Below are 21,088 nucleotides of genomic sequence, written 5' to 3'. Positions count from 1 at the left end.
CGAGGCGAACTCAGAGAGGAGTAGCGCCCATGCGCGTCCTGGTGATCGGTTCCGGTGCCCGGGAACATGCGTTACTCCTAGCCCTTCGCAACGATCCCAAGGTCGATCACCTGGTGATCGCCCCTGGCAACGCCGGCACTGCGGCGGTGGCCGAGCAACGAGACATCGACATCACCTCGGCGTCGGCGGTCACCGCCTTGGCGCGCGAGGTCGAGGCCGACCTGGTGGTGATCGGGCCGGAGGTACCGCTGGTCTTGGGTGTGGCCGATGCGGTGCGTGCCGCCGGGATCGCCTGCTTCGGACCTTCACAGGACGCCGCTCGCATCGAGGGCTCCAAGGCATTCGCCAAGGATGTGATGGCCGCCGCCGGCGTGCGCACCGCCCGCTCGGAGATCGTCGACAGCCCCGCTGACCTGGACGCCGCCCTGACCCGGTTCGGTCCTGATGCCGGGGAGGCGGCCTGGGTGGTCAAGGACGACGGGCTGGCCGCCGGCAAGGGCGTCGTCGTGACGGCAGATCGGGCGGCGGCCCGAGCCCACGCCGCCGGGCTGCTCGACAGCGGGCATCCGGTGCTATTGGAATCCTTCCTGGACGGCCCCGAGCTGTCCCTGTTCTGCGTCGTCGACGGCGCCACCGTGGTGCCGCTGCTGCCGGCGCAAGACTTCAAGCGGGTCGGCGACGGTGACAGCGGACCCAACACCGGCGGTATGGGCGCGTACGCCCCGCTGCCGTGGTTGTCCCGCGAGGCTGTGGCCGGCATCGTCACCGACGTCGTCGAACCCGTCGCGTCCGAACTGCTCCGGCGAGGCAGCCGGTTCACCGGCTTGCTGTATGCCGGTCTGGCCATGACCTCGACCGGGCCGGCAGTGGTCGAATTCAATTGCCGTTTCGGCGATCCGGAGACCCAGGCGGTGCTGGCACTGTTGGAGTCGCCGCTCGGGCAGTTGCTGCATGCCACTGCCACCGGCGGACTGAGCGAGTTCGGCAAGTTGCGCTGGCGGGACGCGGCGGCGGTGACCGTGGTGCTGGCCGCGGAGAACTACCCCGGCCGGCCACGTGTCGGTGACGTGATCGTGGGCGCCGAGGCGGATGGGGTGTTGCACGCCGGTACCGAGCGCCGTGACGATGGAGCGGTGGTGTCCTCCGGCGGGCGCGTGCTGTCGGTGGTGGGAGTCGGAGACGACCTAACTGCCGCGCGTGCCGACGCATATCGAATCCTCAATTCAATTCGGTTGCCGGGAAGCCACTTCCGCAGCGACATCGGCGCGGCGGCTGCCGAGGGGAAGATCCAGATCTGACTGCAGGGGCCTACCGCTATCCTTGGTGGCATGGCTGACCAAACTGAACCGGAATCCACTGAATCCGAAAAGCAGGATCCCCCGGCGAAAAAAGCCGGCACGGCCAAACGGCGGTCAGCTCCCACTCCGGCCCCGACCCCGGCGCAGTCGAGCCGCGGCCCGCTGCTGATCTCCGCGGCGGCCGGACTGGTTGCCGGGCTCATCGGTGGTGCGGTGGTGGCCGGCTTGTGGCACCCGTCGGGTGGCTCTTCCTCGGGTGGTTCGGCCAAGTTCAGCGGTGAGCAGGTCAACGAGGCGAAGAAAGATGTCTGCGGCGCGGTCGTCCTTGCTCGTCAGGCGGTGGCCAACAACATGCACATGAAGAACCCGGACCCGGAGAACCCCGTGGCCCAGCTCGCGGTAGCGGCCAACGCGCGGTTGTCGCTGACTGCGGGTGCGGCATATCTGCGTGGCCGGCTGGAGGCGGACCCCGCGACGCCGCACGACATCGTGGAATCCACCCAGAAGATGGCCGCTGCGTTAGAGCGTCTGAACCTCAGCTACCTTGTCGGGCAACCGAATACGGAGCGTGAGCAGCTTGGACATGACCTCGATTCGGACATCACCGCGCTGGGCAAGCTCTGCCAGTAGCCTGCCTGGAGTTACCTCTCCGAGGCCGGACTGCGCTGCCGGCGCGACTGACGAACGTTTAGGCCGTCAGCAATGGGGCGATCCAGGTCAACTCAGCCGGCAGCTGAGAACTCCAATACGACCCGTCGTGCCCGCCGGGGGAGAAACCGCCCGCCGGGGGGTTGGGCAGCTGGGCGATAAAGGCTTGGGTCGCTGAATAGAACGGGTCACCGTTTCCGCAGTCCACTCGAATCGGGATCGAGCCCAGCGCCGGCATCCCGAACACGGAATTGGCCGAGAAGTCCGATGCGCCATCGAACGCGCCCGGCGCCGTCGCTCCGGGCGACAGCCACAATGCGGGGCTGACCGCGCAGATCGCCGCGGTCCGGCGCGGGCCGAGCCGGCCCCCCAGCAGCAGCGCGCCGTAGCCGCCCATCGACCAGCCGATGAATCCCACCCGGGAGGTGTCCAGACCCTGCTCGGCCAGCAGCGGCAACAATTCGTCGGTCACCATCGCCCCCGAGTCCTCCCCGGAGGTGCGGCGATGCCAGTAGCTTCCGCCGCCGTCGACGGAGACCACCGCGAACGGGGGCAGTCCCGCGTCGACAGCTTCGGCCAGGCCCTGCTCCACGCCGCCGGCCATCACTGTCGCGGCATCGCTGCCCTTGCCGTGCAGCGCGATCAGCGGACGCAACGCCCCAGTCTGGCCGGGGGGCCGGGCGATCGCCCAGTTGGTGGCGATGCCCCCGCGCGCCGCCGAGGTGAACGAGCCCGTCGTCATCGTGGGTGCGCTCTGCAGCGGCGCGGCCTGCGTGGGTCGCGCACCAAGTAGCGAACCCGCCCCCCAGGAAGCGACAGCGCTCGCAGTGCCCATCATGGCCCCGGCGCGCAGCACCGCTCGTCGGCTCAACTCCGCCATGGCGGCCATCATGCCAGCGGCGTGCCGTTTGTTTCGAAAAGACGGAAATGCATGATGCAGCGCTACCCGGGCTGGCAGCATCTCTAAGCGTGATGACAGCAGTGACGCCCAAAGGCGAACGGCGGCGGTATGCGCTGATCAGCGCCGCCGCCGAGCTGTTGCGTGAGGGTGGGTTCGACGCGGTGCGGCACCGCGCTGTCGCGCAGCGAGCCGGGCTGCCGCTGGCCTCGACCACCTACTACTTCTCGTCACTGGAAGACCTCATCGCCCATGCGGTGGAGCACATCGGGATGTTGGAGGTCGCTCAATTGCGCGCCCGCATCAGCGAGCTGTCTCGCCGGCGGCGCAGCGCCGAGACCACGGCGGACATCCTGGTGGAGCTGTTGGTGGGGTCGCAAGAGAATCCGGAGAACGGTGAGCAGCTCACCGAGCAGCTCATCTCCCGCTACGAGCGCTACATCGTGTGCTCCCGCCACCCGGCGCTGCGTGACGTTCAGCGCCGTATCCTGCATCAACGGTCCGATGCGGTCACCGAGGCCGTCGAACGATCCGGACGGATCGCGCGGGTCGAGATGGCCTATTCCCTGGTCTGCATGGTCGACGGTGCGGTGATGGCAGCACTCCTCGATGACCTCCAGGGGCCACGGGCGGCCGCCAGGGCCGCAGTCATCGACGTCATCGACATGCTCGCTCCACTGGATCAACGCGCCGTGTCGGCCTGAGAAGCACGCACGGTATGCTGCCTCGATCCCTTTGTCGCTCTTTAGCTACTGACGGGTAACACGGGGAAGTAGACGCCTGAAAAGTCGCCCGCACAGGGCGAAGCGATGCGAATGTGGAGAGCTACGTCATGAATATCGGTGTCCTATCCGAGGCGCAGCCCGGTGAGACGCGTGTGTCGGCTACGCCGACGACGGTCGCTGCACTGACCAAGCTCGGTTACGACGTCGTAGTGGATTCCGGTGCCGGCGACGCATCGTCGTTTTCCGACGCGGCGTACACCGAGGCCGGCGCCACCATCGGCGATGCACGCACCGCCGACATCGTCTTCGGCGTCAACGCCCCGTCCACCGAGCAGCTGGACGGGATGAAGCCGGGCGCGACGCTGGTGAGCCTGTTGGCGCCGGCCCTGAACCCGGAACGGGTGGAGGATCTGGCCCGCCGGCCCATCACGGCGCTGTCGATGGACGCGGTTCCCCGGATCTCGCGCGCGCAGTCGCTGGACGTGCTGAGCTCGATGGCCAACATCGCCGGCTACCGCGCCGTGATCGAGGCTGCCCACGTCTTTGGCCGGTTCTTCACCGGTCAGGTGACCGCCGCGGGCAAGGTGCCGCCGGCCAAGGTGCTGGTGGTCGGCGCCGGGGTTGCGGGCTTGGCCGCGATCGGCGCCGCCGGCAGCCTGGGGGCGATCGTGCGGGCCACCGACCCGCGGCCCGAAGTCGCCGACCAGGTCCGCTCGCTCGGCGGGGAGTACCTGTCGATCGAATCGGCCGAAACAGAGGTGTCGGCCACCGGCTACGCCAAGGAGATGAGCGACGACTACAAGGCCCGGGAGGCGCAGCTCTACGCCGACCAGTGCGCCGACGTCGACATCATCGTCACCACCGCGCTCATCCCGGGTAAGCCCGCGCCGCGGATCATCACCGCGGAGATGGTGGCGGCGATGAAGCCCGGCAGCGTGATCGTCGACATGGCCGCGTCCAACGGCGGCAACGTCGAGGGCACCGTCAAGGACCAGGCCGTCGTCACCGACAACGGAGTGACGATCATCGGGTACACCGACCTGGCCGGCCGGTTGCCCGCGCAGGCGTCGCAGCTCTACGGCACCAACCTGGTCAACCTGATGAAGTTGATGACACCCGGCAAGGACGGCCAGCTAGTGCTGGACTTCGACGATGTGGTGCAGCGGTCGATGACCGTGGTGCGCGACGGTGAGTCGACGTGGCCGCCGCCCCCGGTGCAGGTCTCGGCAGCCCCGGCGAAGGTTGTCGAAGCCCCGGTGGTCGTCAAGGCGAGCAAAGAACCGATGTCGGCCGGGCGCCGGCTGGGCGTAGTGGTCTCGGCCGCGGCCGTGCTGTTTGCACTGGTCGCGATGGCGCCGGCGGCGCTGCAGGTGCACCTGACCGTCTTTGCGTTGGCGATCGTGATCGGTTACTACGTGATCGGCCATGTGCACCACGCGCTGCACACGCCGCTGATGTCGGTGACCAACGCGATCTCGGGAATCATCGTGGTGGGCGCGCTGCTGCAGATCGGCCACGGTGACCCGGCCATCACGAGTTTGGCCGCCGCGGCGATCCTGCTGGCCAGCATCAACATCTTCGGTGGTTTTGCGGTGACCCGCCGCATGCTGGCCATGTTCTCCCGCAGCTAGGCGCTGCATACCCCGACTTGGAGTAGACCCCGCTTATGTTTTCAGTTGAGACCGCCGCCTCGGCGGCATACATCGTCGCGGCGTTGCTGTTCATCCTGGCCCTGGCCGGGCTGAGCAAGCACGAGACGTCCAAGGCCGGCAACAGCTTCGGCATCTTCGGGATGGCGGTGGCGCTGGCCGCGACGATCACCTTGGCGGTGCATCACGACATCAATCCGGTCGGCTTGGCGTTGCTGATCGGGGCCACCGTGGTGGGTGCGGCGATCGGGTTGTGGCGCGCCAGGGTCGTCGAGATGACCGGCATGCCCGAGCTGATCGCGCTGCTGCACTCGTTCGTCGGCTTGGCTGCCGTGTTGGTCGGCTGGAACGGCTACCTGCACGTCGAGCATTGCCCGTGCGGCCCGGCCGCCCGCGAACTGGCCGCCCAGGGGCTGTTCGGCATCCATTCGGCTGAGGTGTTCATCGGGGTGTTCATCGGTGCGGTGACCTTCACCGGCTCGATCGTGGCCAACCTCAAGCTCTCGGGGCGGATGAAGTCCAACCCGTTGATGCTGCCCGGCAAGAACTTTCTCAATATCGGCGCCCTGGTCGCGTTCGTCGCGTTGACGGTGTGGTTCGTCAACGAGCCCAAGCTGTGGCTGCTGATCGTGGTGACCCTGCTGGCGCTGGCGCTGGGCTGGCACCTGGTGGCTTCCATCGGCGGCGGTGACATGCCGGTGGTCGTCTCGATGCTCAACAGCTACTCCGGTTGGGCGGCGGCCGCCTCGGGCTTCCTGCTCTCCAACGACCTGCTGATCATCACCGGCGCGCTGGTCGGCTCCTCGGGTGCCTACCTGTCCTACATCATGTGCAAGGCGATGAACCGCTCGTTCATCTCGGTGATCGCCGGTGGCTTCGGGATCGAAGCCGGCCCGGCCGAGGACAAGGACTACGGCGAACACCGCGAGATCACCGCCGAAGGGGTGGCCGAGCTGCTGGGCGGCGCCGACTCGGTGATCATCACCCCCGGCTACGGGATGGCCGTGGCCCAGGCCCAGTACGGGGTCGCCGAACTGACCCGCAAGCTGCGCGACCGTGGCGTCAACGTGCGCTTCGGCATCCACCCGGTCGCCGGCCGACTGCCTGGCCACATGAACGTGCTGCTGGCCGAGGCTAAGGTGCCCTACGACATCGTGCTGGAGATGGACGAGATCAACGACGATTTCGGTGACACGTCGGTGGTCCTGGTGATCGGCGCCAACGACACCGTCAACCCGGCCGCCGCCGAAGACCCGTCCAGCCCGATCGCGGGGATGCCGGTGCTGACCGTGTGGGACGCCGACAACGTGATTGTCTTCAAGCGCTCCATGGCGTCCGGCTACGCGGGCGTGCAGAACCCGCTGTTCTTCCGGCAGAACTCCGCCATGCTCTTCGGTGACGCCAAGGACCGGGTCGAAGACATCCTGCACGCGCTGTAAGCGCCCTTGCTTAGGGCGATTGCGGTCGGGCGAAACCCAAGCGTTTGGTATGGCCCGCCGATTGCGGCGGCTCGCGATGCAGGCCGTTCAGTAGCGCGAACAGGACCGGCTCGATCTCGTTGACCGCCTGGGCGGGATCGTCGGCGGCGGCGATGATGGGACCGGTCTTGCTGAGCAGGGCATAGAGCAGTTCGGCGGTGACGCCAATTGGTACCGCGACGATCTCGCCGGCCTCGATCAGCTCGCCGAGCACGCCGCGCAGCAGCGGGAGCGCCAATTCCTCATCGACGGTCTGCTTGCGGTCCCAGCCCAAGGCGCTGGCCGATTCCCGCAGCAATACCCGTGCGTCGTGATTGTGCACGTAGCAGCGCAGCACCGCGCTGATTGCCAACAGCGCCTGTTCCCACGGGCTGGCATCGCCGGGCATCGACTCCAGGGCGCCTGGCAGTACGGCCTGCATGACGTCGGACTGGCTGACCCGGAAGACCTCGGCGAAGATTGCCTGCTTGTCCCGAAAGTGGTGGTAGACGGCACCCTTGCTGGAGTGCGATGCCTGCGCGATCTCGTCGACCGAGGTCGCTTCGAAGCCCTTGGCGACGAAAAGGGTCCGGGCGGCGTCGAGCACCGCGGTCCGCGTGAGCTCAGCGTGCATGTCCCGCCGGGTTGGCCTCCCGTTCCCCATTGGCCAAAGCGTACTCACCGACTCGCAGTCTGTGTCAGACTACGAGCCTGTCCGTTTTTCTCGACATGTGGAGTCGCCGTGTTGACCGTTGGCCACGCCAACGAGGGTAATGCCCCGTTGGTGCCTCCCGAGTGGCCGCCGGCAGCTCGGATAGCGGTCGAGCTATTCCTTGAGTTCATGCACAACAAGCGGGTGCGCCCCTACGACATTGCCACCCGGTGCCGGACCCGATCCCTCACCCGACATGTCCCCGTCGGGCCGCGGCGAGAGATCGTGCGGTCCTTCGAGCTCGCGCCGCCGTTCTGGCCGGTCACCATCGACACCTATGACGGCCTGCTGGCCGGGTACGGCATCGACCGCTACGGCGCCTGCATTCGCTACACCCAGAATCCCTACCCGCTAACCAGCCGGGCTGACGACGTGACGGTTCAGCGCGTGCAGTTCTCGCAGGGATGTCAGAACGTGCTGCGCCGTGCCACCCGAACCAACCCGGCTTTCATCTGCGAACCGTTGCCCCCGTGGCGCGCTGTCCAGGTCGTCAGGGAATACCTCATCGATGCCGCGATATCGCTGTCCGAAGGTCGCGGCCCCATCATCGAGGGAGCCATGCGGGCTGCCCAGGCCAGTCCGACTCCACCGGACAGGGCGACCGTAAGCTAGCTGCTCGTGAGCATCCCCAACGTGCTGGCCACCCGTTACGCCAGCACCGCCATGACAGACATCTGGTCGCCGCAGGCCAAGATCGTTGCCGAACGGCGGCTGTGGCTGGCGGTGCTGCGCGCCCAGTCCGAGCTGGGCGTGCCGGTCCCCGCACAGGCGATCGCCGACTACGAGGCCGTCCTCGGCGACGTCGACCTGGCATCGATCGCAGCCCGCGAGCGGGTGACCCGCCACGATGTCAAAGCCCGTATCGAGGAGTTCAACGCCCTCGCCGGTCACGAGCACATCCACAAGGGCATGACCAGCCGCGACCTGACCGAAAACGTCGAGCAGCTGCAGATCCGCCAGTCCTTGCAACTCGTCCACGACCACGGGGTCGCGGTCGCAGCGCGCCTGGTCAACCACGCGGTGGCCTACCGCGACCTGGTGATGGCCGGGCGCAGCCACAACGTCGTCGCGCAGGCCACCACGCTGGGCAAGCGGTTCGCTTCGGCTGCCGAGGAAACCCTGCTCGCGCTGGGGCGAGTACGCGAGCTGATCGACCGCTACCCGCTGCGCGGCATCAAAGGGCCGATGGGCACCGCGCAGGACATGCTGGATCTGTTCGACGGCGATACCACCAAACTGGCGCATTTGGAGCGCCTCATCGCAGATTTTCTGGGGTTCTCCGCCGTGCTGACCAGCGTCGGGCAGGTCTACCCCCGGTCGCTGGACCACGACGTCGTCTCCGCGCTGGTGCAACTGGGCGCCGGCCCATCCTCGCTGGCCCAGACCATCCGGCTGATGGCCGGCCACGAACTGGTCACCGAAGGTTTCGCGCCCGGCCAAGTGGGCTCATCGGCCATGCCGCACAAGATGAACACCCGCAGCTGCGAACGGGTCAACGGCCTACAGGTGGTGCTGCGCGGCTACGCCTCAATGGCAGCGGAACTCGCCGGCGCGCAATGGAACGAAGGCGACGTCTTCTGCTCGGTGGTGCGCCGCGTCGCACTGCCCGACGCCTTCTTCGCCGTCGACGGGCAGACCGAAACCTTCTTGACCGTGCTCGACGAGTTCGGGGCCTACCCGGCGGTGATCACCCGCGAGCTGGACCGCTACCTGCCGTTCCTGGCCACTACCAAGGTGTTGATCGCCGCGGTGCGCGCCGGGGTGGGCCGCGAAGCCGCCCACGAGGTGATCAAGGAGCACGCGGTGGCCGTCGCGCTGGCGATGCGCGAGCGGGGCGCCGAACCCGACCTGCTGGATCGGCTGGCCGCCGACGAGCGGCTGCCGCTGGACCGGACCGCGCTGGATGCGGCCGTCGCCGACCGGCAGGCCTTCACCGGCGCGGGGGGCGAACGGGTCGAGCGGTACCCGGCCGGAGCCGCCTACAGCCCGGGCGCGATCCTGTAGCCGTCATGGCGGTCCAGGAGCTCGCGGGCAGCGACTTCACCGATCTGGACAACTTTGCCGACGGCTTCCCGCACGAATTGTTCGCGCTGCACCGCCGCGTTGCCCCGGTGTTCTGGCACGAACCCACCGCTCACACCCCGGACGGCGAAGGCTTCTGGTCGGTGGCCACGCACGCCGAAACGCTGGAAGTGCTGCGCGATGCGCAGACCTATTCCTCGGTCACCGGCGGGCAGCGGCCGTTCGGCGGCACCGTGCTGCAGGACCTGCCGATCGCAGGCCAGCTGCTGAACATGATGGACGACCCGCGGCACGCCCAGGTCCGCAGGCTGGTCAGCTCCGGACTGACTCCGCGGATGATCCGCCGCGTCGAGACCGATCTGCGGCATCGGGCACGGGCGTTGCTCGACGCCGTCGAGCCCGGGGTGCCCTTTGATTTCCTGGTCGACATCGCCGCCGAGGTGCCGATGCAGATGATCTGCATCCTGCTGGGTGTTCCCGAGCCTGACCGGCATTGGCTGTTCGAGGCGATCGAGCCCAGCTTCGACTTCCGCGGCTCGCGTAAGGCGGTGGTATCGCGGTTGTCCATCGAGGACGCCGGCAACCGGGTCTACACCTTCGGGCGCGAGTTGATCGCGACCAAACGCGCTGAGCCCGCCGACGACATGCTCTCGGTGGTGGCCAACTCGACCGATCCCGCGCTCACTGATCTTGAGGTGTATCTGTTCTTCCAGCTGCTGTTCAGTGCCGGCGCCGAGACCACTCGCAACGCGATCGCCGGCGGGCTGCTGGCGCTGTCCGCGTACCCCGACCAGTATCGTTTGCTCCGTGGCGATTTCGGCCTGCTGCCCACCGCGATCGAGGAGATCCTGCGCTGGACCTCACCGGCCCCGTCGAAACGGCGCACCGCTACCCGGCGCACGGTGCTGGGCGGTCAGACCATCGAGGCCGGCCAGAAGGTGCTGGTTTGGGAGGGTTCGGCCAACCGCGATCCGGCGGTGTTCGACCGGGCCGGGCAGTTCGACATCACTCGCAAACCCAATCCGCACATCGGGTTCGGTCACGGCGCGCATTTCTGCCTGGGTGCGCATCTGGCCCGTCTGGAACTGCGGGTGCTCTACGAGGAGTTGCTGGGCCGGTTCGGCGACGTGGCGGTGGTGGCGCCGGTGGAGTGGACGCGCAGCAATCGGCACACCGGGATGCGGCACATGATGGTGGAACTGCGGCCGTAGTCCCGTGCGATTTCGGCGCGTTTCCGCCCGCTGGGCGGGCACTATCGCGCCGAAATCGCCCGCCGCACCTGGGCAATGACGCGATCCGGGGCTGTGGTCAGGTCCAGCCAGGTAAACCGGAGCACCGTCCAACCCAGCAGCACGATCTGGTTCTGCCGCACCCGGTCACCTTCGAACTTGTTTGGGCTGCTGTGGAATGCCCACCCGTCGACCTCGATCGCGACGTTGACGTCGGGAAAAGCGATATCGAGTTGGTAGCCTCCTAGTCGATAGTTCGCCTGCCATCCCGTGATGCCCGCGTCGTGCAACAGTCGCACCAGAATTCGTTCGGCTTGGGAACGCGCGCCGCCTTCGGCTGCGTGCAGCATCCGACGGGCCGTCGGGGATCCGTGGCGGCCGCTGTTGCGCAGATGGGCATGCCACAGGTGTGGCAGTTCGGTGTGGCGTTGCAGCGCGGTATCCATCAGCGTTGGGCCGCCACCACGACGGGCCGCGGCCTCAAGAGTGGTCAGCGCCAGCCCGGTGACCAGCAGCCCCCTGCGTTCGACCACATCCTTCGGGGACAGGTCGCGACGCCTGACATGGGTGCCGCGATGGGGCCTGCCGTGCGAATTGCGAGGCACGGTGACCTCGATGAGATTCGGTGTGGCTGTGGTCAGCTGGTGCCACCACGCCGCCGCCAATCCGCTGGCGACGGCCTCAGTCCCGTAGCTCCACACCGCTGCCCGGATGCGCGCGGCGGTAGTGAATGGGCGATCGTCGGCGAAGTACACACCAGGACCGCAGCGCCGCCAGCGCCCGGATTGGATTCGCCGGCCGATGGCTGAGCTGGACAGGCCGCATTCCAAGGCCTGCGAGCGGGTGATCACACCGTCATGGCGCCGCAGATAGTTGTCCATACAGATCGGACGCACCCAGGTCCGCGCCCGGTTCCTTGCGATTTCGGCGTGCTAGTGACCGCTCAGCGGGCAAGGGCGCGCCGAGGTCGTCGAGCCAGGCCCGCGGAGTGCAGTTCCAGGGCGGCCAGGCCCCCGATCACCGCCGGGTCGGCATGGCGCCAGGCCCCCGCGGGGTCGGGACTGACCGCGGTCAGCTTGCCCAAAGGCCGATTGGTCAGCGCACGCAGCGCCAGCAGTTGCTGCCCGGCCATGGTGGCGTACAGCCCTAGCACCGCTCGTTTGCGCAGGAAGAACCGCAGCCGCAAGGCCAGCCACGGCATCGCCACCGCCAGAATCGGCGGGGCCGCCACCGCGAACGCAAGCACGTAAGCCAGCCAGCCCGCGGTGGTGTTCAGGTTGTGGCCGGCCCCGGCGATGTCGATCGCGGCGTGTCCGGCCGCGGTGAGCGGTTTGCTCACGGCGTCGCCCACCAGCGGGATACGATCCGCGCTCTTGCCGGCCGAGGCCAAGCTGTCGGCCACACCGTTGGCGCCACGCTCGAACTGCTGCCCGACTCCCGCGATGGTGGTCACCGCGCCGTGCACCGCCAGCGCGACCATGACCCACAGGAAGGTCCATGCCGCGACGACGAGGTCGCTGAACAGTTGGGCCAGCAAGCGGCCGGGGGAGGTGGCGTAGGGCAGCAACCGGGACGTCATGATCCGATCCCAACACACGGCGCCGTCCGCCGCGCCCGACTTCGTCGCGCTTGCGACCACCGCTGTGTTGATGGCGGTGGCCCGCCGCGCCCGACTTCGTCGCGCTTGCGACCACCGATAGGCTGACGCAATGTCGCGACCCGCGCTCTCCGATTACCAGCACCTGGCCAGCGGCAAAGTCCGCGAACTCTACCGGATCGATGATCAACATCTGCTGTTCGTCGCGACCGACCGGATCTCGGCGTTCGACTACATCCTCGACAGCGAGATCCCGGACAAGGGACGCATCCTGACCGCGATGAGCGTCTTCTTCTTCGACCTCGTCGAGGCCCCCAATCACCTGGCCGGGCCGCCGGATGACCCGCGCATCCCCGACGAGGTACTGGGCCGCGCGCTGGTCGTTCGCCAACTCAAGATGATGCCGGTGGAGTGCGTGGCCCGCGGCTACCTGACCGGCTCGGGCCTGCTGGACTACCAGCGCAGCGGCGCCGTGTGCGGCATCCCCTTGCCGCCCGGGCTTGTCGAAGCCAGCAAGTTCCTCAACCCGCTGTTCACTCCGGCGACCAAGGCCGAGATCGGCGAGCACGACGAGAACATCTCGTTCGCGCAGGTGATCGATATGGTGGGCCCGGTACGCGCCGGCCAGCTGCGCGACCGCACCCTGGCGACCTATGTGCAGGCGGCCGACCACGCGCTGACCAAGGGAATCATCATCGCCGACACCAAGTTCGAGTTTGGCATCGACGAACACGACAATCTGGTACTCGCCGACGAAGTGTTCACCCCCGACTCGTCGCGGTACTGGCCGGCTGACCACTACCGGGCCGGGGTGGTGCAGCAGAGCTTCGACAAGCAGTTCGTCCGCAACTGGCTGACCGGTCCGGAATCGGGTTGGGACCGGGCCGGAGATCAACCGCCCCCGGCACTGCCGGACGACATCATCGCCGCGACTCGCGCCCGTTATATCGAGGCCTACGAACGTATTTCAGGTCTGTCCTTTGACGAATGGGTCGGCCCCGGAGCATGACCGACGTGTCACAAGACCTTCCGGCCCCACCGTCGGCTAAGCGAGTAGACAGCATCCGCACGCACCACGGGGACACCTTCGTCGACTCTTACGAGTGGCTGCGCGACAAGGCTGATCCCGCGGTGATCGCCCACTTGGAAGCCGAGAACGCGTACACCGACGCCGCCACGGCACATCTGGAACCTTTGCGCCAGAACATTTTCGACGAGATCAAGGCCCGCACCAAGGAGACCGACCTGTCGGTACCCGCTCGTCGCGGCGATTGGTGGTACTACGCGCGCACCTTCGAAGGAAAGCAGTACGGCGTGCAATGCCGCTGCCCGGTGAGCAGCCCGGACGACTGGGATCCGCCGCAGCTCGACGAGGCCACCGAGATCCCCGGCGAGCAGGTGTTGCTCGACCAGAACGCCGAGGCGCAAGGGCACGACTTCTTCGCGCTCGGTGCTGCCAGCGTCAGCCCGGACAGCAACATCTTGGCCTACTCAGTCGACGTCGTCGGCGACGAGCGGTACACCCTGCGGTTCAAGGATTTATCCACCGGTGAACTGCTTGCCGACGAGATCGCCGGGATCGGCGCCGGGGTGACTTGGGCGACCGACAACCAGACTGTCTACTACACGACTGTCGACGAAGCCTGGCGTCCGGATACCGTGTGGCGCTACCGAATCGGTGCTTCCGCAGCGTCCGCCGAGCAGGTCTACCACGAGGCCGACGAGCGATTCTGGTTGGCGGTAGGCCGTACCCGCAGCGACGCCTACGTGATGATCGCGGCCGGTTCGTCGATCACCACCGAGGTGCGCTACGCCGACGCAGCCGATTCGCACGCCGATTTCACGGTGGTGCTGCCTCGCCGCGAAGGTGTCGAATACTCCGTAGAGCACGCCATCATCGGCGGCCGGGACCAATTCCTGATGCTGCACAACGACGGTGCGGTCAACTTCACCTTGGTCCAGGCGCCGGTGAACGAACCGAACGCGCAGCAGACCCTCATCGCCGGACGCGACGACGTGCGACTCGACTCGGTGGATGCCTTCGCGCACCACCTGGTGGTCGGCTACCGCGCCGAGGGCCTGCCCCGCATCCAACTGTGGCCGATCGGCGTCGACGGTGACCTCCAGCCGCCGCAGGAGATCACCTTCGACACCGAGCTGACGTCGTCGGGCCTGGCCACCAATCCGAACTGGGACGCCCCGAAACTGCGGGTAGGCGCCACGTCGTTCATCACCCCGGTGCGGGTCTACGACATCGACCTTGCGACCGGTGAACGCACCCTGCTGCGCGAACAACCGGTGCTGGGCGACTACCGCAGCACCGACTACGTCGAATACCGCGACTGGGCCTACGCCGAGGACGGCACCCGGGTCCCTGTGTCGATCGTGCACCGGGCCGGTATCGAACTACCAGCCCCCACACTGCTTTACGGCTACGGCGCCTACGAGGCGTGCGAGGACCCGCAGTTCTCGATCGCTCGGCTGTCGCTGCTGGACCGGGGCATGGTGTTCGCCGTCGCTCACGTTCGCGGCGGCGGTGAGATGGGTCGGCTGTGGTACGAGCGCGGCAAGCTGCTGGACAAGAAGAACAGCTTCACCGACTTCGTCGCCGTGGGACGGCACCTGATCGACGCTGGGGTCTGCCAGCCCGGGCATCTGGTGGCGATGGGCGGCAGCGCCGGCGGCCTGCTGATGGGCGCGGTGACCAACCTGGCGCCGGACCTGTTCGCCGGGGTGGTGGCGCAGGTCCCGTTCGTCGACCCGCTGACCACCATCTTGGACCCGTCGCTGCCACTGACCGTCATCGAGTGGGACGAGTGGGGAAACCCGTTGGACGACAAGGACGTCTACTTCTACATGAAGTCCTACTCGCCGTACGAAAACATCGCCCGCCGGGAATATCCGCCGATCCTGGCGATGACCTCGCTGCACGACACCCGGGTGTACTACGTCGAGCCGGCGAAGTGGGTCGCGGCGCTGCGGCACACCAAGACCGACGTCAACCCGGTGTTGCTGAAAACTGAGATGAACGCCGGCCACGGCGGTATCTCCGGGCGCTACGAACGCTGGAAAGAGATCGCGTTCTCCTACGCCTGGCTGCTGGCGGTGGTCGGCGTCTCGGTCGAGTCGGGCTAACCGGTGAGCCCGAGGCCAAAGCCGAATAGATCGGCCGTGGCCTGGGCCGATTCGGCGGTCGCCGACAGGGTGATCGCATCCGCGAACTGGTGGGGGAGCCAGTTCAGCCAGGCCGGGAGGATGCCGCCGATCGGCGTGCCCGTCAGCTCCCGGGCGATGTCGAAGGTGTCCGGGTCGGACTTGATGTCGATGGGTGGGGTTGTCGAGCAACCGATTATCGGAAAGCAGCGCTCGTCGAAGACAACCTGGCCGCCGGAGTACTGCAGGGTGCCGTTGATCTCGGGGTGCGTGAGTTGGGCCAGCAGGCCGCCCAGCGGGATGGTGCCGTCTATCGCCTTGACGGTGATGTAGCCCAGGTGAGCGGTGCCCGTCCCCAGGACCGGGACATCCACCGGCTCCGATCCGAGATCAAACTTCTCGCCCACCAGATCGTCGGGGGAGAATCCGAAGGCGCTGAGGAAGTCCAGCGGAACTCCGGAGCCATTGAGCACGGCATCGATGAAGTGCGCTGGTGCGGTGAAGGTGCCGGCGAACGCTCCCCACCAGTCGCCGCCGCGCAGGTCGCCGAAGATGGCGTTGGCGCTGTCCGCCAATGCATTCCAGCCCAGGATGGGCGCCCCCAGGGCATCGATAAGTAACGCGACTGGTACCCCCAGCTCCAGCTCGGGGCTGCCGACGCTGTTGATGACGCCCTGGATCAGGTCGTGGAAGTTGCCGCTGAGGACCGCGGCGACCAGTTCGCCGGCGGACGGCTCCTCGACGTCGTCGAACATCGTCGATGTGTCCACGCCCACCGAGAAGTCGAACGCCGTGTCAACGACGTTGCCGAAGTTGTGCCACATGCCCGTTCCGGCGTCCAGCAGCGCCTGGCCGAAGCCCGGGAGATCGCCGTGTACGAGCGCCGCGAAGATGTCCTGCGCGTAGCCGGCCTGATTGAGGAGTATCTGGTGCAGAAACGGGAACGGGTCGGAGAACCAGTCCGTGGCTATGGTCGAGACGTTGGCCCAGGTATTGGTGAACAGATCCGCGTAGGGGGTGATCAGGTCGCCGATGCCGGAAGTGAGCTGCACGACCGGGACCGGGTTGGCTGACGCTGGGGGAGCCACCACCGGAGTGGCCGCGATCAGACCCGTACCGGTGATGACGATTCCCGCGGTGACGAACCTGCAAACGGCGGGGTGATACATGACTGCCCCCTCAACGACGTTAACTGAGAATGAGCTTAGTTGTTCTGCAGAAAATTGGTCAAAAATTCGAATCGCGGCCGGTTATTCGCGGTGGGCATCGACACGGGTAACGTCGCGCCCATGAGCCTCGCCGATATTCCCCTGACCACTCTTGACGGCCGGTCCACCTCGCTGGCCGATTACGCCGACCGTGCGGTGCTGGTCGTCAACGTCGCGTCCAAATGCGGACTCACCCCGCAGTACGGTGCGCTGGAGAAGCTCGCGCAGGACTACGGAGACCGCGGCCTGACCGTGCTGGGCGTGCCCTGCAATCAGTTCATGGGTCAGGAGCCCGGAACGGCCGAAGAGATCGCGACCTTCTGCTCCACCAGCTATGGGGTGACGTTTCCGTTGCTGGCCAAGACCGATGTCAACGGCGCGGACCGCCACCCGCTGTATGCCGAGCTGACCAAGACCGCCGATGCCGAGGGCGCCGCCGGTGACGTGCAGTGGAATTTCGAGAAATTCCTGCTCGCCCCGGGTGCCACCGTAGTCAACCGCTTCCGGCCCACCACGGTGCCGGACGCGCCCGAGGTTCTTGCCGCCATCGAAGCCGTCCTGCCTGGCTGATGCATACCCGGTCGGAACGCTTCCCCAGTGTGCGGGCGGCGGCACTGGCCTACCGGTTCCGGGAGAGCCTGTTCGCGTTGCCGCTGGTGATCGTGTTCGGCGGGATGGCACTCGCCGTCATCACCCGGGTGGCGGACCGCAACATCGGCCCATCGCCGCGCTACCTGCTGAAGATGGATAGCAGCGTGGCGACCACATTGCTGTCCACCATCGCCGGCGCGACGATCACCACAGCGGGAGTCATCTTCTCGCTGACCATCGTGAGCCTGCAGCTGGCGAGTTCGCAGCTTTCGCCCCGCGTAATGCGGTGGTTTATCCGGGACCGGCTAAGCCAGGTTGTCATCGGCCTGCTGGTCGCGACGTTCGTGTATTGCGTGCTGAGTCTGCCCGATCTCAATGGGTCGTCGCCGGTCCCTGCGCCGCCGTTGACGGTGACAGTCGCGGTAGTGCTGACGATCGCCACCGTCATCACGATCATCGGGCACGTCGACCACCTGGCTCATCGGCTGGAGGTCGGACAGGTGGTGCGCGAGATCGCGGCCGAGGGCTCCATGGTGATCGACGCCGTCGCGGCCGCCGCCGCCCACGAACAACCCGCGCACGAGGCCGACATGGATGTTCCCCCGGACGCATTGCGGTTGGCCTCGCCAGGCAACGGCTGGGTCAGTCAGGTCCACGCTGAACGGCTGTTGGCTGCCATCCCGGCCGGAACCACAATCCGGTTGGACACCCGCGTCGGTGCCTACATCCACCTCGGCCAGCCACTTGTCACCATCTGGCCGGTGCCGGCCAATCCGGATCGGGTGCGGCACAAGCTGTCCCGGGCCGTCGTCGTCAGTGACAGCCGCACCATGCAGGAAGACGTCGACTTCGCGTTCCGTCAGCTGGTCGATATCGGGCTGCGTGCGCTCAGTTCGGCGATCAATGACCCGACCACCGCGGTGGAGGCCACGCTGCGGGTGGGCAGCCTGCTGCGGCGGGTGCTGACGGTACAGCCGCGACCGCGGGCGGTCGCCGGACCGGACGGACGAATACTGTTACGGCCCTGGGACCTGGACCCCAAGGAATACATTGGGCACGGTTTCGACCAACTTCGCCAGGTTGCGCCCAGTCAGCCCTTGGTGGCAGCGGCGATCCTGCGGGTGTTGCGGATGCTGGTCGCCCACGTCAAGGAATCCGGCCGGCCCGAGCACCTGCCTGCCCTGCGGGAGCATACCGACCTGCTTCTGGAATCGCTGGAGATGGCGCCGGGTCTGCATCCCCGTGACCTGGCCCGACTCAAGGCGATCGCCGCCGACACCACCGATCCGGCTGACCACAGCCGCCGGCGGGCGGCTCCGTAGCGCTATCTGACGTCTTCCTCGACGTCACCGGCTAGACACCTGTGCTGGTCACACTGAATGTTGTGACCGGACAACTGATCGTCTCCGTCTCGGGGATCGGGGCCCACACCCAGGCCGATGCCGAGGCCTTCTGTGCGCAACTGGATGCCCGCGGCGTACCGGTATCGCTGCTGGTGGCGCCGCGACTGGGTGCCGACTACCGGCTCGACCGAGATCCTGGCACCGTCGAGTGGCTGACGCGGCGGCGCGCCGACGGTGCGGCGATCGTGCTGCACGGCTTCGACGAGGCCGCCACCAAGAAGCGCCGCGGCGAGTTCGCCACGCTGCCCGCCCATGAGGCCAATCTGCGACTACTTGGCGCCGACCGCGTACTCGAGCATCTGGGACTGCGCACCCGGTTGTTCGCCGCACCCGGCTGGACCGTGTCGCCGGGAACCGTCAGGGCATTGCCGCGCAATGGTTTCCGGCTACTGGCCGGTCTGCACGGCGTCACCGACCTGGTACTGGACCAAACCGTGCGGGCTCGGGTGATCGGCGTCGGGGCCGGCTTTCTCACCACGCCCTGGTGGTGCCGGATGGTGGTGGCGACCAGCGAACGTATCGCGCGCCGCGACGGCATGGTGCGACTGTCGGTAGGTGCACGGCAACTGAAGAAGCTGGGCGTGACCGAGGCCATGCTGGACGCGGTGGACACGGCATTGGGCCACGGTTGCCGGCCGGAGCGCTACCGCTGGCCGCTCCAGCCGGTCGGTGTGGCCTCGGAGCTGAGCGCCTGAGTCGTTACCCTGGGACGCCATGAGCGGTAGGGCGGACGCCGACGCCATCGTGGTCGGGGCGGGTCTGGCCGGCCTGGTGGCGGCCTGCGAACTGGTGGAGCGCGGCCAGCGGGTGCTCATCGTCGACCAGGAGAACAGCGCGAACCTGGGCGGACAGGCGTTCTGGTCCTTCGGCGGCCTGTTCTTCGTCGACAGCCCCGAGCAGCGCCGGCTGGGGGTCCGCGACAGCCACGAACTGGCGCTACAGGATTGGCTGGGCACCGCGGGCTTCGACCGGCCCGAGGACCACTGGCCGCGCCAATGGGCGCACGCCTACGTGGACTTTGCCTCGGGTGAGAAACGCAGCTGGCTGCGGGCCCGCGGGCTGAAAGTCTTTCCGTTGGTGGGCTGGGCCGAGCGTGGCGGTTACGGCGCCATCGGGCCCGGCAACTCGGTGCCCCGGTTCCACATCACCTGGGGCACCGGACCGGCTTTGGTGGAGATCTTCGCGGGCCGGCTGCGGGGGCGTTCGAGGGTCCGGTACGCCTTCCGGCACCGGGTCGACGAGCTGATCGTCGAGAGCGGCCGGGTGACCGGGGTTCGGGGCAGTGTGCTGGAGGTGGCGACGTCGCGGAACACAGTGGGAGAGTTCGAGTTCCGTGCCCCTGCGGTGCTGGTTGCCAGCGGTGGCATCGGCGGAAATCTCGATCTGGTGCGACAGAACTGGCCCGAGCGGATGGGCCGGGTGCCCGCGCAACTGTTGGCCGGGGTGCCCGCCCACGTCGACGGCCGGATGATCGGGATCACCGAGACGGCCGGCGGCCGGGTGATCAATCGGGACCGGATGTGGCACTACACCGAGGGCATCACCAACTACGACCCGATCTGGCCGGGCCATGGCATCCGGATCATCCCCGGCCCGTCGCCGCTGTGGCTCGACGCTGCCGGCGTGCGGCTGCCGGGTCCGCTGTATCCCGGGTTCGACACCTTGGGCACGCTCGAGCACATTGCCCGCTCCGGTCAGGACTACACCTGGTTCGTGCTGAACCGGCGGATCATCGAGAAGGAATTCGCGCTGTCGGGCCAGGAGCAGAATCCCGACCTGACCAGCCGCAGTCTGCGCCAGCTGGCCGCATCACGTGCCCGGTCCGGGCCGCCTCCGCCGGTGCAGGCGTTCATCGACCGCGGGGTGGATTTCGTGCACGCCTCGTCGCTGCGTGACCTGGTCGCCGCGATGAACGACCTGCCCGACGTGGTGCCGTTGGACTACGCGACGGTGGAGGCCCAGGTCACCGCGCGCGACCGAGAGGTGGCGAACCGATTCAGCAAGGACGGCCAGATCACCGCGATCCGCGGCGCCCGGTCCTACCTGGGTGACCGGATCGGTCGGGTGGTGGCTCCGCACCGGCTGACCGATCCGTCCGCCGGTCCGCTGATCGCGGTCAAACTGCACATTCTGACCCGGAAGACGTTGGGCGGCTTGGAGACCGACTTGGACTCCCGGGTGCTGGGTTCTGACGGCAAGCCGATCGACGGGCTGTACGCGGCCGGCGAGGTGGCCGGTTTCGGGGGCGGTGGCGTGCACGGCTACCGGGCGCTGGAGGGCACGTTCCTGGGCGGGTGCATCTTCTCCGGTCGGGCTGCCGGTCGGGGCGCCGCCAGCGACATCGCCTAGATCAGAAGGTGACAGAACTTTCCTCGGGCAGCACCTGAAAGTCGGCGCGTCCCATCTCGGCCAGACGGCCGTGATAAATCCCGCGAGCCTCGGTGGCGATGATGCCCTGGTGGATCGGCACCGCGGCCCGCGGCGCCACCGCGCGCAGG

General features: G+C 67.5%; 19 protein-coding genes and 1 pseudogene. 14 read left to right on the top strand and 6 right to left on the bottom strand.

Translation table 11 applies throughout. The annotated features are described in order from the left end of the window. Window positions 1-29: 29 nt before the first annotated feature. Both purD and BN4346_RS42665 read left to right on the top strand, forming a co-directional pair. Window positions 30-1,298 carry a phosphoribosylamine--glycine ligase gene (gene purD, locus BN4346_RS42670; protein WP_067976066.1) on the top strand — a complete coding sequence of 423 codons (1,269 nt, stop codon included), beginning with the start codon at window positions 30-32 and terminating at the stop codon, window positions 1,296-1,298. 30 nt (window positions 1,299-1,328) lie between these two features. Continuing rightward, window positions 1,329-1,928 (top strand): hypothetical protein, encoded by a 600-nt coding sequence (locus BN4346_RS42665; protein WP_067976063.1) that lies wholly within the window; start codon window positions 1,329-1,331, stop codon window positions 1,926-1,928. A 58-nt stretch (window positions 1,929-1,986) separates the two neighbouring features. Here the strand turns inward: BN4346_RS42665 and BN4346_RS42660 are convergent, their stop codons facing one another. After that, on the bottom strand, window positions 1,987-2,838 hold the full coding sequence (locus BN4346_RS42660) for an alpha/beta hydrolase-fold protein (protein ID WP_067976060.1): 852 nt from the start codon (window positions 2,836-2,838) through the stop codon (window positions 1,987-1,989). An 80-nt stretch (window positions 2,839-2,918) separates the two neighbouring features. On the opposite strand from BN4346_RS42660, the gene BN4346_RS42655 reads away from it, so the two are divergent. The 3 genes from BN4346_RS42655 (at window position 2,919) to pntB (ending at window position 6,657) form a co-directional block, all read left to right on the top strand. After that, window positions 2,919-3,548 carry a TetR/AcrR family transcriptional regulator gene (locus tag BN4346_RS42655; protein WP_067976058.1) on the top strand — a complete coding sequence of 210 codons (630 nt, stop codon included), beginning with the start codon at window positions 2,919-2,921 and terminating at the stop codon, window positions 3,546-3,548. Between the two features lie 128 nt (window positions 3,549-3,676). Then, window positions 3,677-5,200, top strand: a complete 1,524-nt coding sequence (locus BN4346_RS42650) for a Re/Si-specific NAD(P)(+) transhydrogenase subunit alpha (RefSeq protein ID WP_067976138.1) — start codon at window positions 3,677-3,679, stop codon at window positions 5,198-5,200. Between the two features lie 35 nt (window positions 5,201-5,235). Further along, window positions 5,236-6,657 (top strand): Re/Si-specific NAD(P)(+) transhydrogenase subunit beta, encoded by a 1,422-nt coding sequence (pntB, locus tag BN4346_RS42645; RefSeq protein WP_067976056.1) that lies wholly within the window; start codon window positions 5,236-5,238, stop codon window positions 6,655-6,657. 10 nt (window positions 6,658-6,667) lie between these two features. Here pntB and BN4346_RS42640 read toward each other — a convergent pair whose 3' ends face one another. Further along, window positions 6,668-7,309, bottom strand: coding sequence for a TetR/AcrR family transcriptional regulator (locus BN4346_RS42640; protein ID WP_067976052.1), 642 nt, complete (start codon window positions 7,307-7,309; stop codon window positions 6,668-6,670). 108 nt (window positions 7,310-7,417) lie between these two features. Between BN4346_RS42640 and BN4346_RS42635 the strand changes: the two genes are divergently transcribed. From BN4346_RS42635 to BN4346_RS42625, 3 genes are read left to right on the top strand one after another with little or no spacing between them, the layout of a single operon-like run. Further along, window positions 7,418-7,999 carry a hypothetical protein gene (locus tag BN4346_RS42635; RefSeq protein WP_067976050.1) on the top strand — a complete coding sequence of 194 codons (582 nt, stop codon included), beginning with the start codon at window positions 7,418-7,420 and terminating at the stop codon, window positions 7,997-7,999. 6 nt (window positions 8,000-8,005) lie between these two features. Continuing rightward, a complete protein-coding gene (gene purB / locus BN4346_RS42630) occupies window positions 8,006-9,391 on the top strand; it encodes an adenylosuccinate lyase (protein ID WP_067976047.1) in 1,386 nt (461 codons plus the stop codon). A gap of 5 nt (window positions 9,392-9,396) precedes the next feature. After that, complete coding sequence (locus tag BN4346_RS42625; RefSeq protein WP_067976046.1) at window positions 9,397-10,620, top strand: cytochrome P450; 1,224 nt, start codon at window positions 9,397-9,399, stop codon at window positions 10,618-10,620. Window positions 10,621-10,661: 41 nt separating this feature from the next. Here the strand turns inward: BN4346_RS42625 and BN4346_RS42620 are convergent, their stop codons facing one another. Both BN4346_RS42620 and BN4346_RS42615 read right to left on the bottom strand, forming a co-directional pair. Then, on the bottom strand, window positions 10,662-11,519 hold the full coding sequence (locus tag BN4346_RS42620; protein WP_067976042.1) for a type IV toxin-antitoxin system AbiEi family antitoxin domain-containing protein: 858 nt from the start codon (window positions 11,517-11,519) through the stop codon (window positions 10,662-10,664). Between the two features lie 62 nt (window positions 11,520-11,581). Then, window positions 11,582-12,217 (bottom strand): hypothetical protein, encoded by a 636-nt coding sequence (locus BN4346_RS42615; RefSeq protein ID WP_067976136.1) that lies wholly within the window; start codon window positions 12,215-12,217, stop codon window positions 11,582-11,584. A 130-nt stretch (window positions 12,218-12,347) separates the two neighbouring features. On the opposite strand from BN4346_RS42615, the gene BN4346_RS42610 reads away from it, so the two are divergent. After that, the gene (locus tag BN4346_RS42610; protein WP_067976037.1) at window positions 12,348-13,244 is read left to right on the top strand and encodes a phosphoribosylaminoimidazolesuccinocarboxamide synthase; all 897 of its coding nucleotides are present in this window, start codon (window positions 12,348-12,350) and stop codon (window positions 13,242-13,244) included. Beyond that, window positions 13,241-15,370 carry a S9 family peptidase gene (locus tag BN4346_RS42605; RefSeq protein WP_067976034.1) on the top strand — a complete coding sequence of 710 codons (2,130 nt, stop codon included), beginning with the start codon at window positions 13,241-13,243 and terminating at the stop codon, window positions 15,368-15,370. Before BN4346_RS42610 ends, BN4346_RS42605 begins: the two co-directional genes overlap by 4 nt. Here the strand turns inward: BN4346_RS42605 and BN4346_RS42600 are convergent. Beyond that, window positions 15,367-16,557 (bottom strand): hypothetical protein, encoded by a 1,191-nt coding sequence (locus BN4346_RS42600; protein ID WP_067976031.1) that lies wholly within the window; start codon window positions 16,555-16,557, stop codon window positions 15,367-15,369. The genes BN4346_RS42605 and BN4346_RS42600 overlap by 4 nt on opposite strands. A gap of 120 nt (window positions 16,558-16,677) precedes the next feature. On the opposite strand from BN4346_RS42600, the gene BN4346_RS42595 reads away from it, so the two are divergent. The 4 genes from BN4346_RS42595 (at window position 16,678) to BN4346_RS42580 (ending at window position 20,939) form a co-directional block, all read left to right on the top strand. Then, window positions 16,678-17,166 carry a glutathione peroxidase gene (locus BN4346_RS42595; RefSeq protein WP_067976029.1) on the top strand — a complete coding sequence of 163 codons (489 nt, stop codon included), beginning with the start codon at window positions 16,678-16,680 and terminating at the stop codon, window positions 17,164-17,166. Next, window positions 17,166-18,509, top strand: a complete 1,344-nt coding sequence (locus tag BN4346_RS42590; protein ID WP_067976026.1) for a DUF2254 domain-containing protein — start codon at window positions 17,166-17,168, stop codon at window positions 18,507-18,509. The genes BN4346_RS42595 and BN4346_RS42590 overlap by 1 nt, the downstream gene beginning before the upstream one ends. 62 nt (window positions 18,510-18,571) lie before the next feature. Beyond that, complete coding sequence (locus BN4346_RS42585) at window positions 18,572-19,285, top strand: DUF2334 domain-containing protein (protein WP_067976135.1); 714 nt, start codon at window positions 18,572-18,574, stop codon at window positions 19,283-19,285. Window positions 19,286-19,304: 19 nt separating this feature from the next. After that, entirely contained in the window at window positions 19,305-20,939 is a 1,635-nt protein-coding gene (locus BN4346_RS42580; protein WP_067976023.1) for an FAD-binding dehydrogenase, read from the top strand. A 1-nt stretch (window position 20,940) separates the two neighbouring features. Here the strand turns inward: BN4346_RS42580 and BN4346_RS42575 are convergent. Next, window positions 20,941-21,088, bottom strand: a pseudogene (locus BN4346_RS42575) (MBL fold metallo-hydrolase); the annotation flags it as partial.

The sequence above is a fragment of the Mycolicibacter icosiumassiliensis genome (assembly GCF_900078685.2).
Lineage (GTDB): Bacteria > Actinomycetota > Actinomycetes > Mycobacteriales > Mycobacteriaceae > Mycobacterium > Mycobacterium icosiumassiliensis.
The sequence above is the reverse complement of the archived record's forward strand: the minus strand, read 5'-3'. Positions and strand labels throughout refer to the sequence as shown.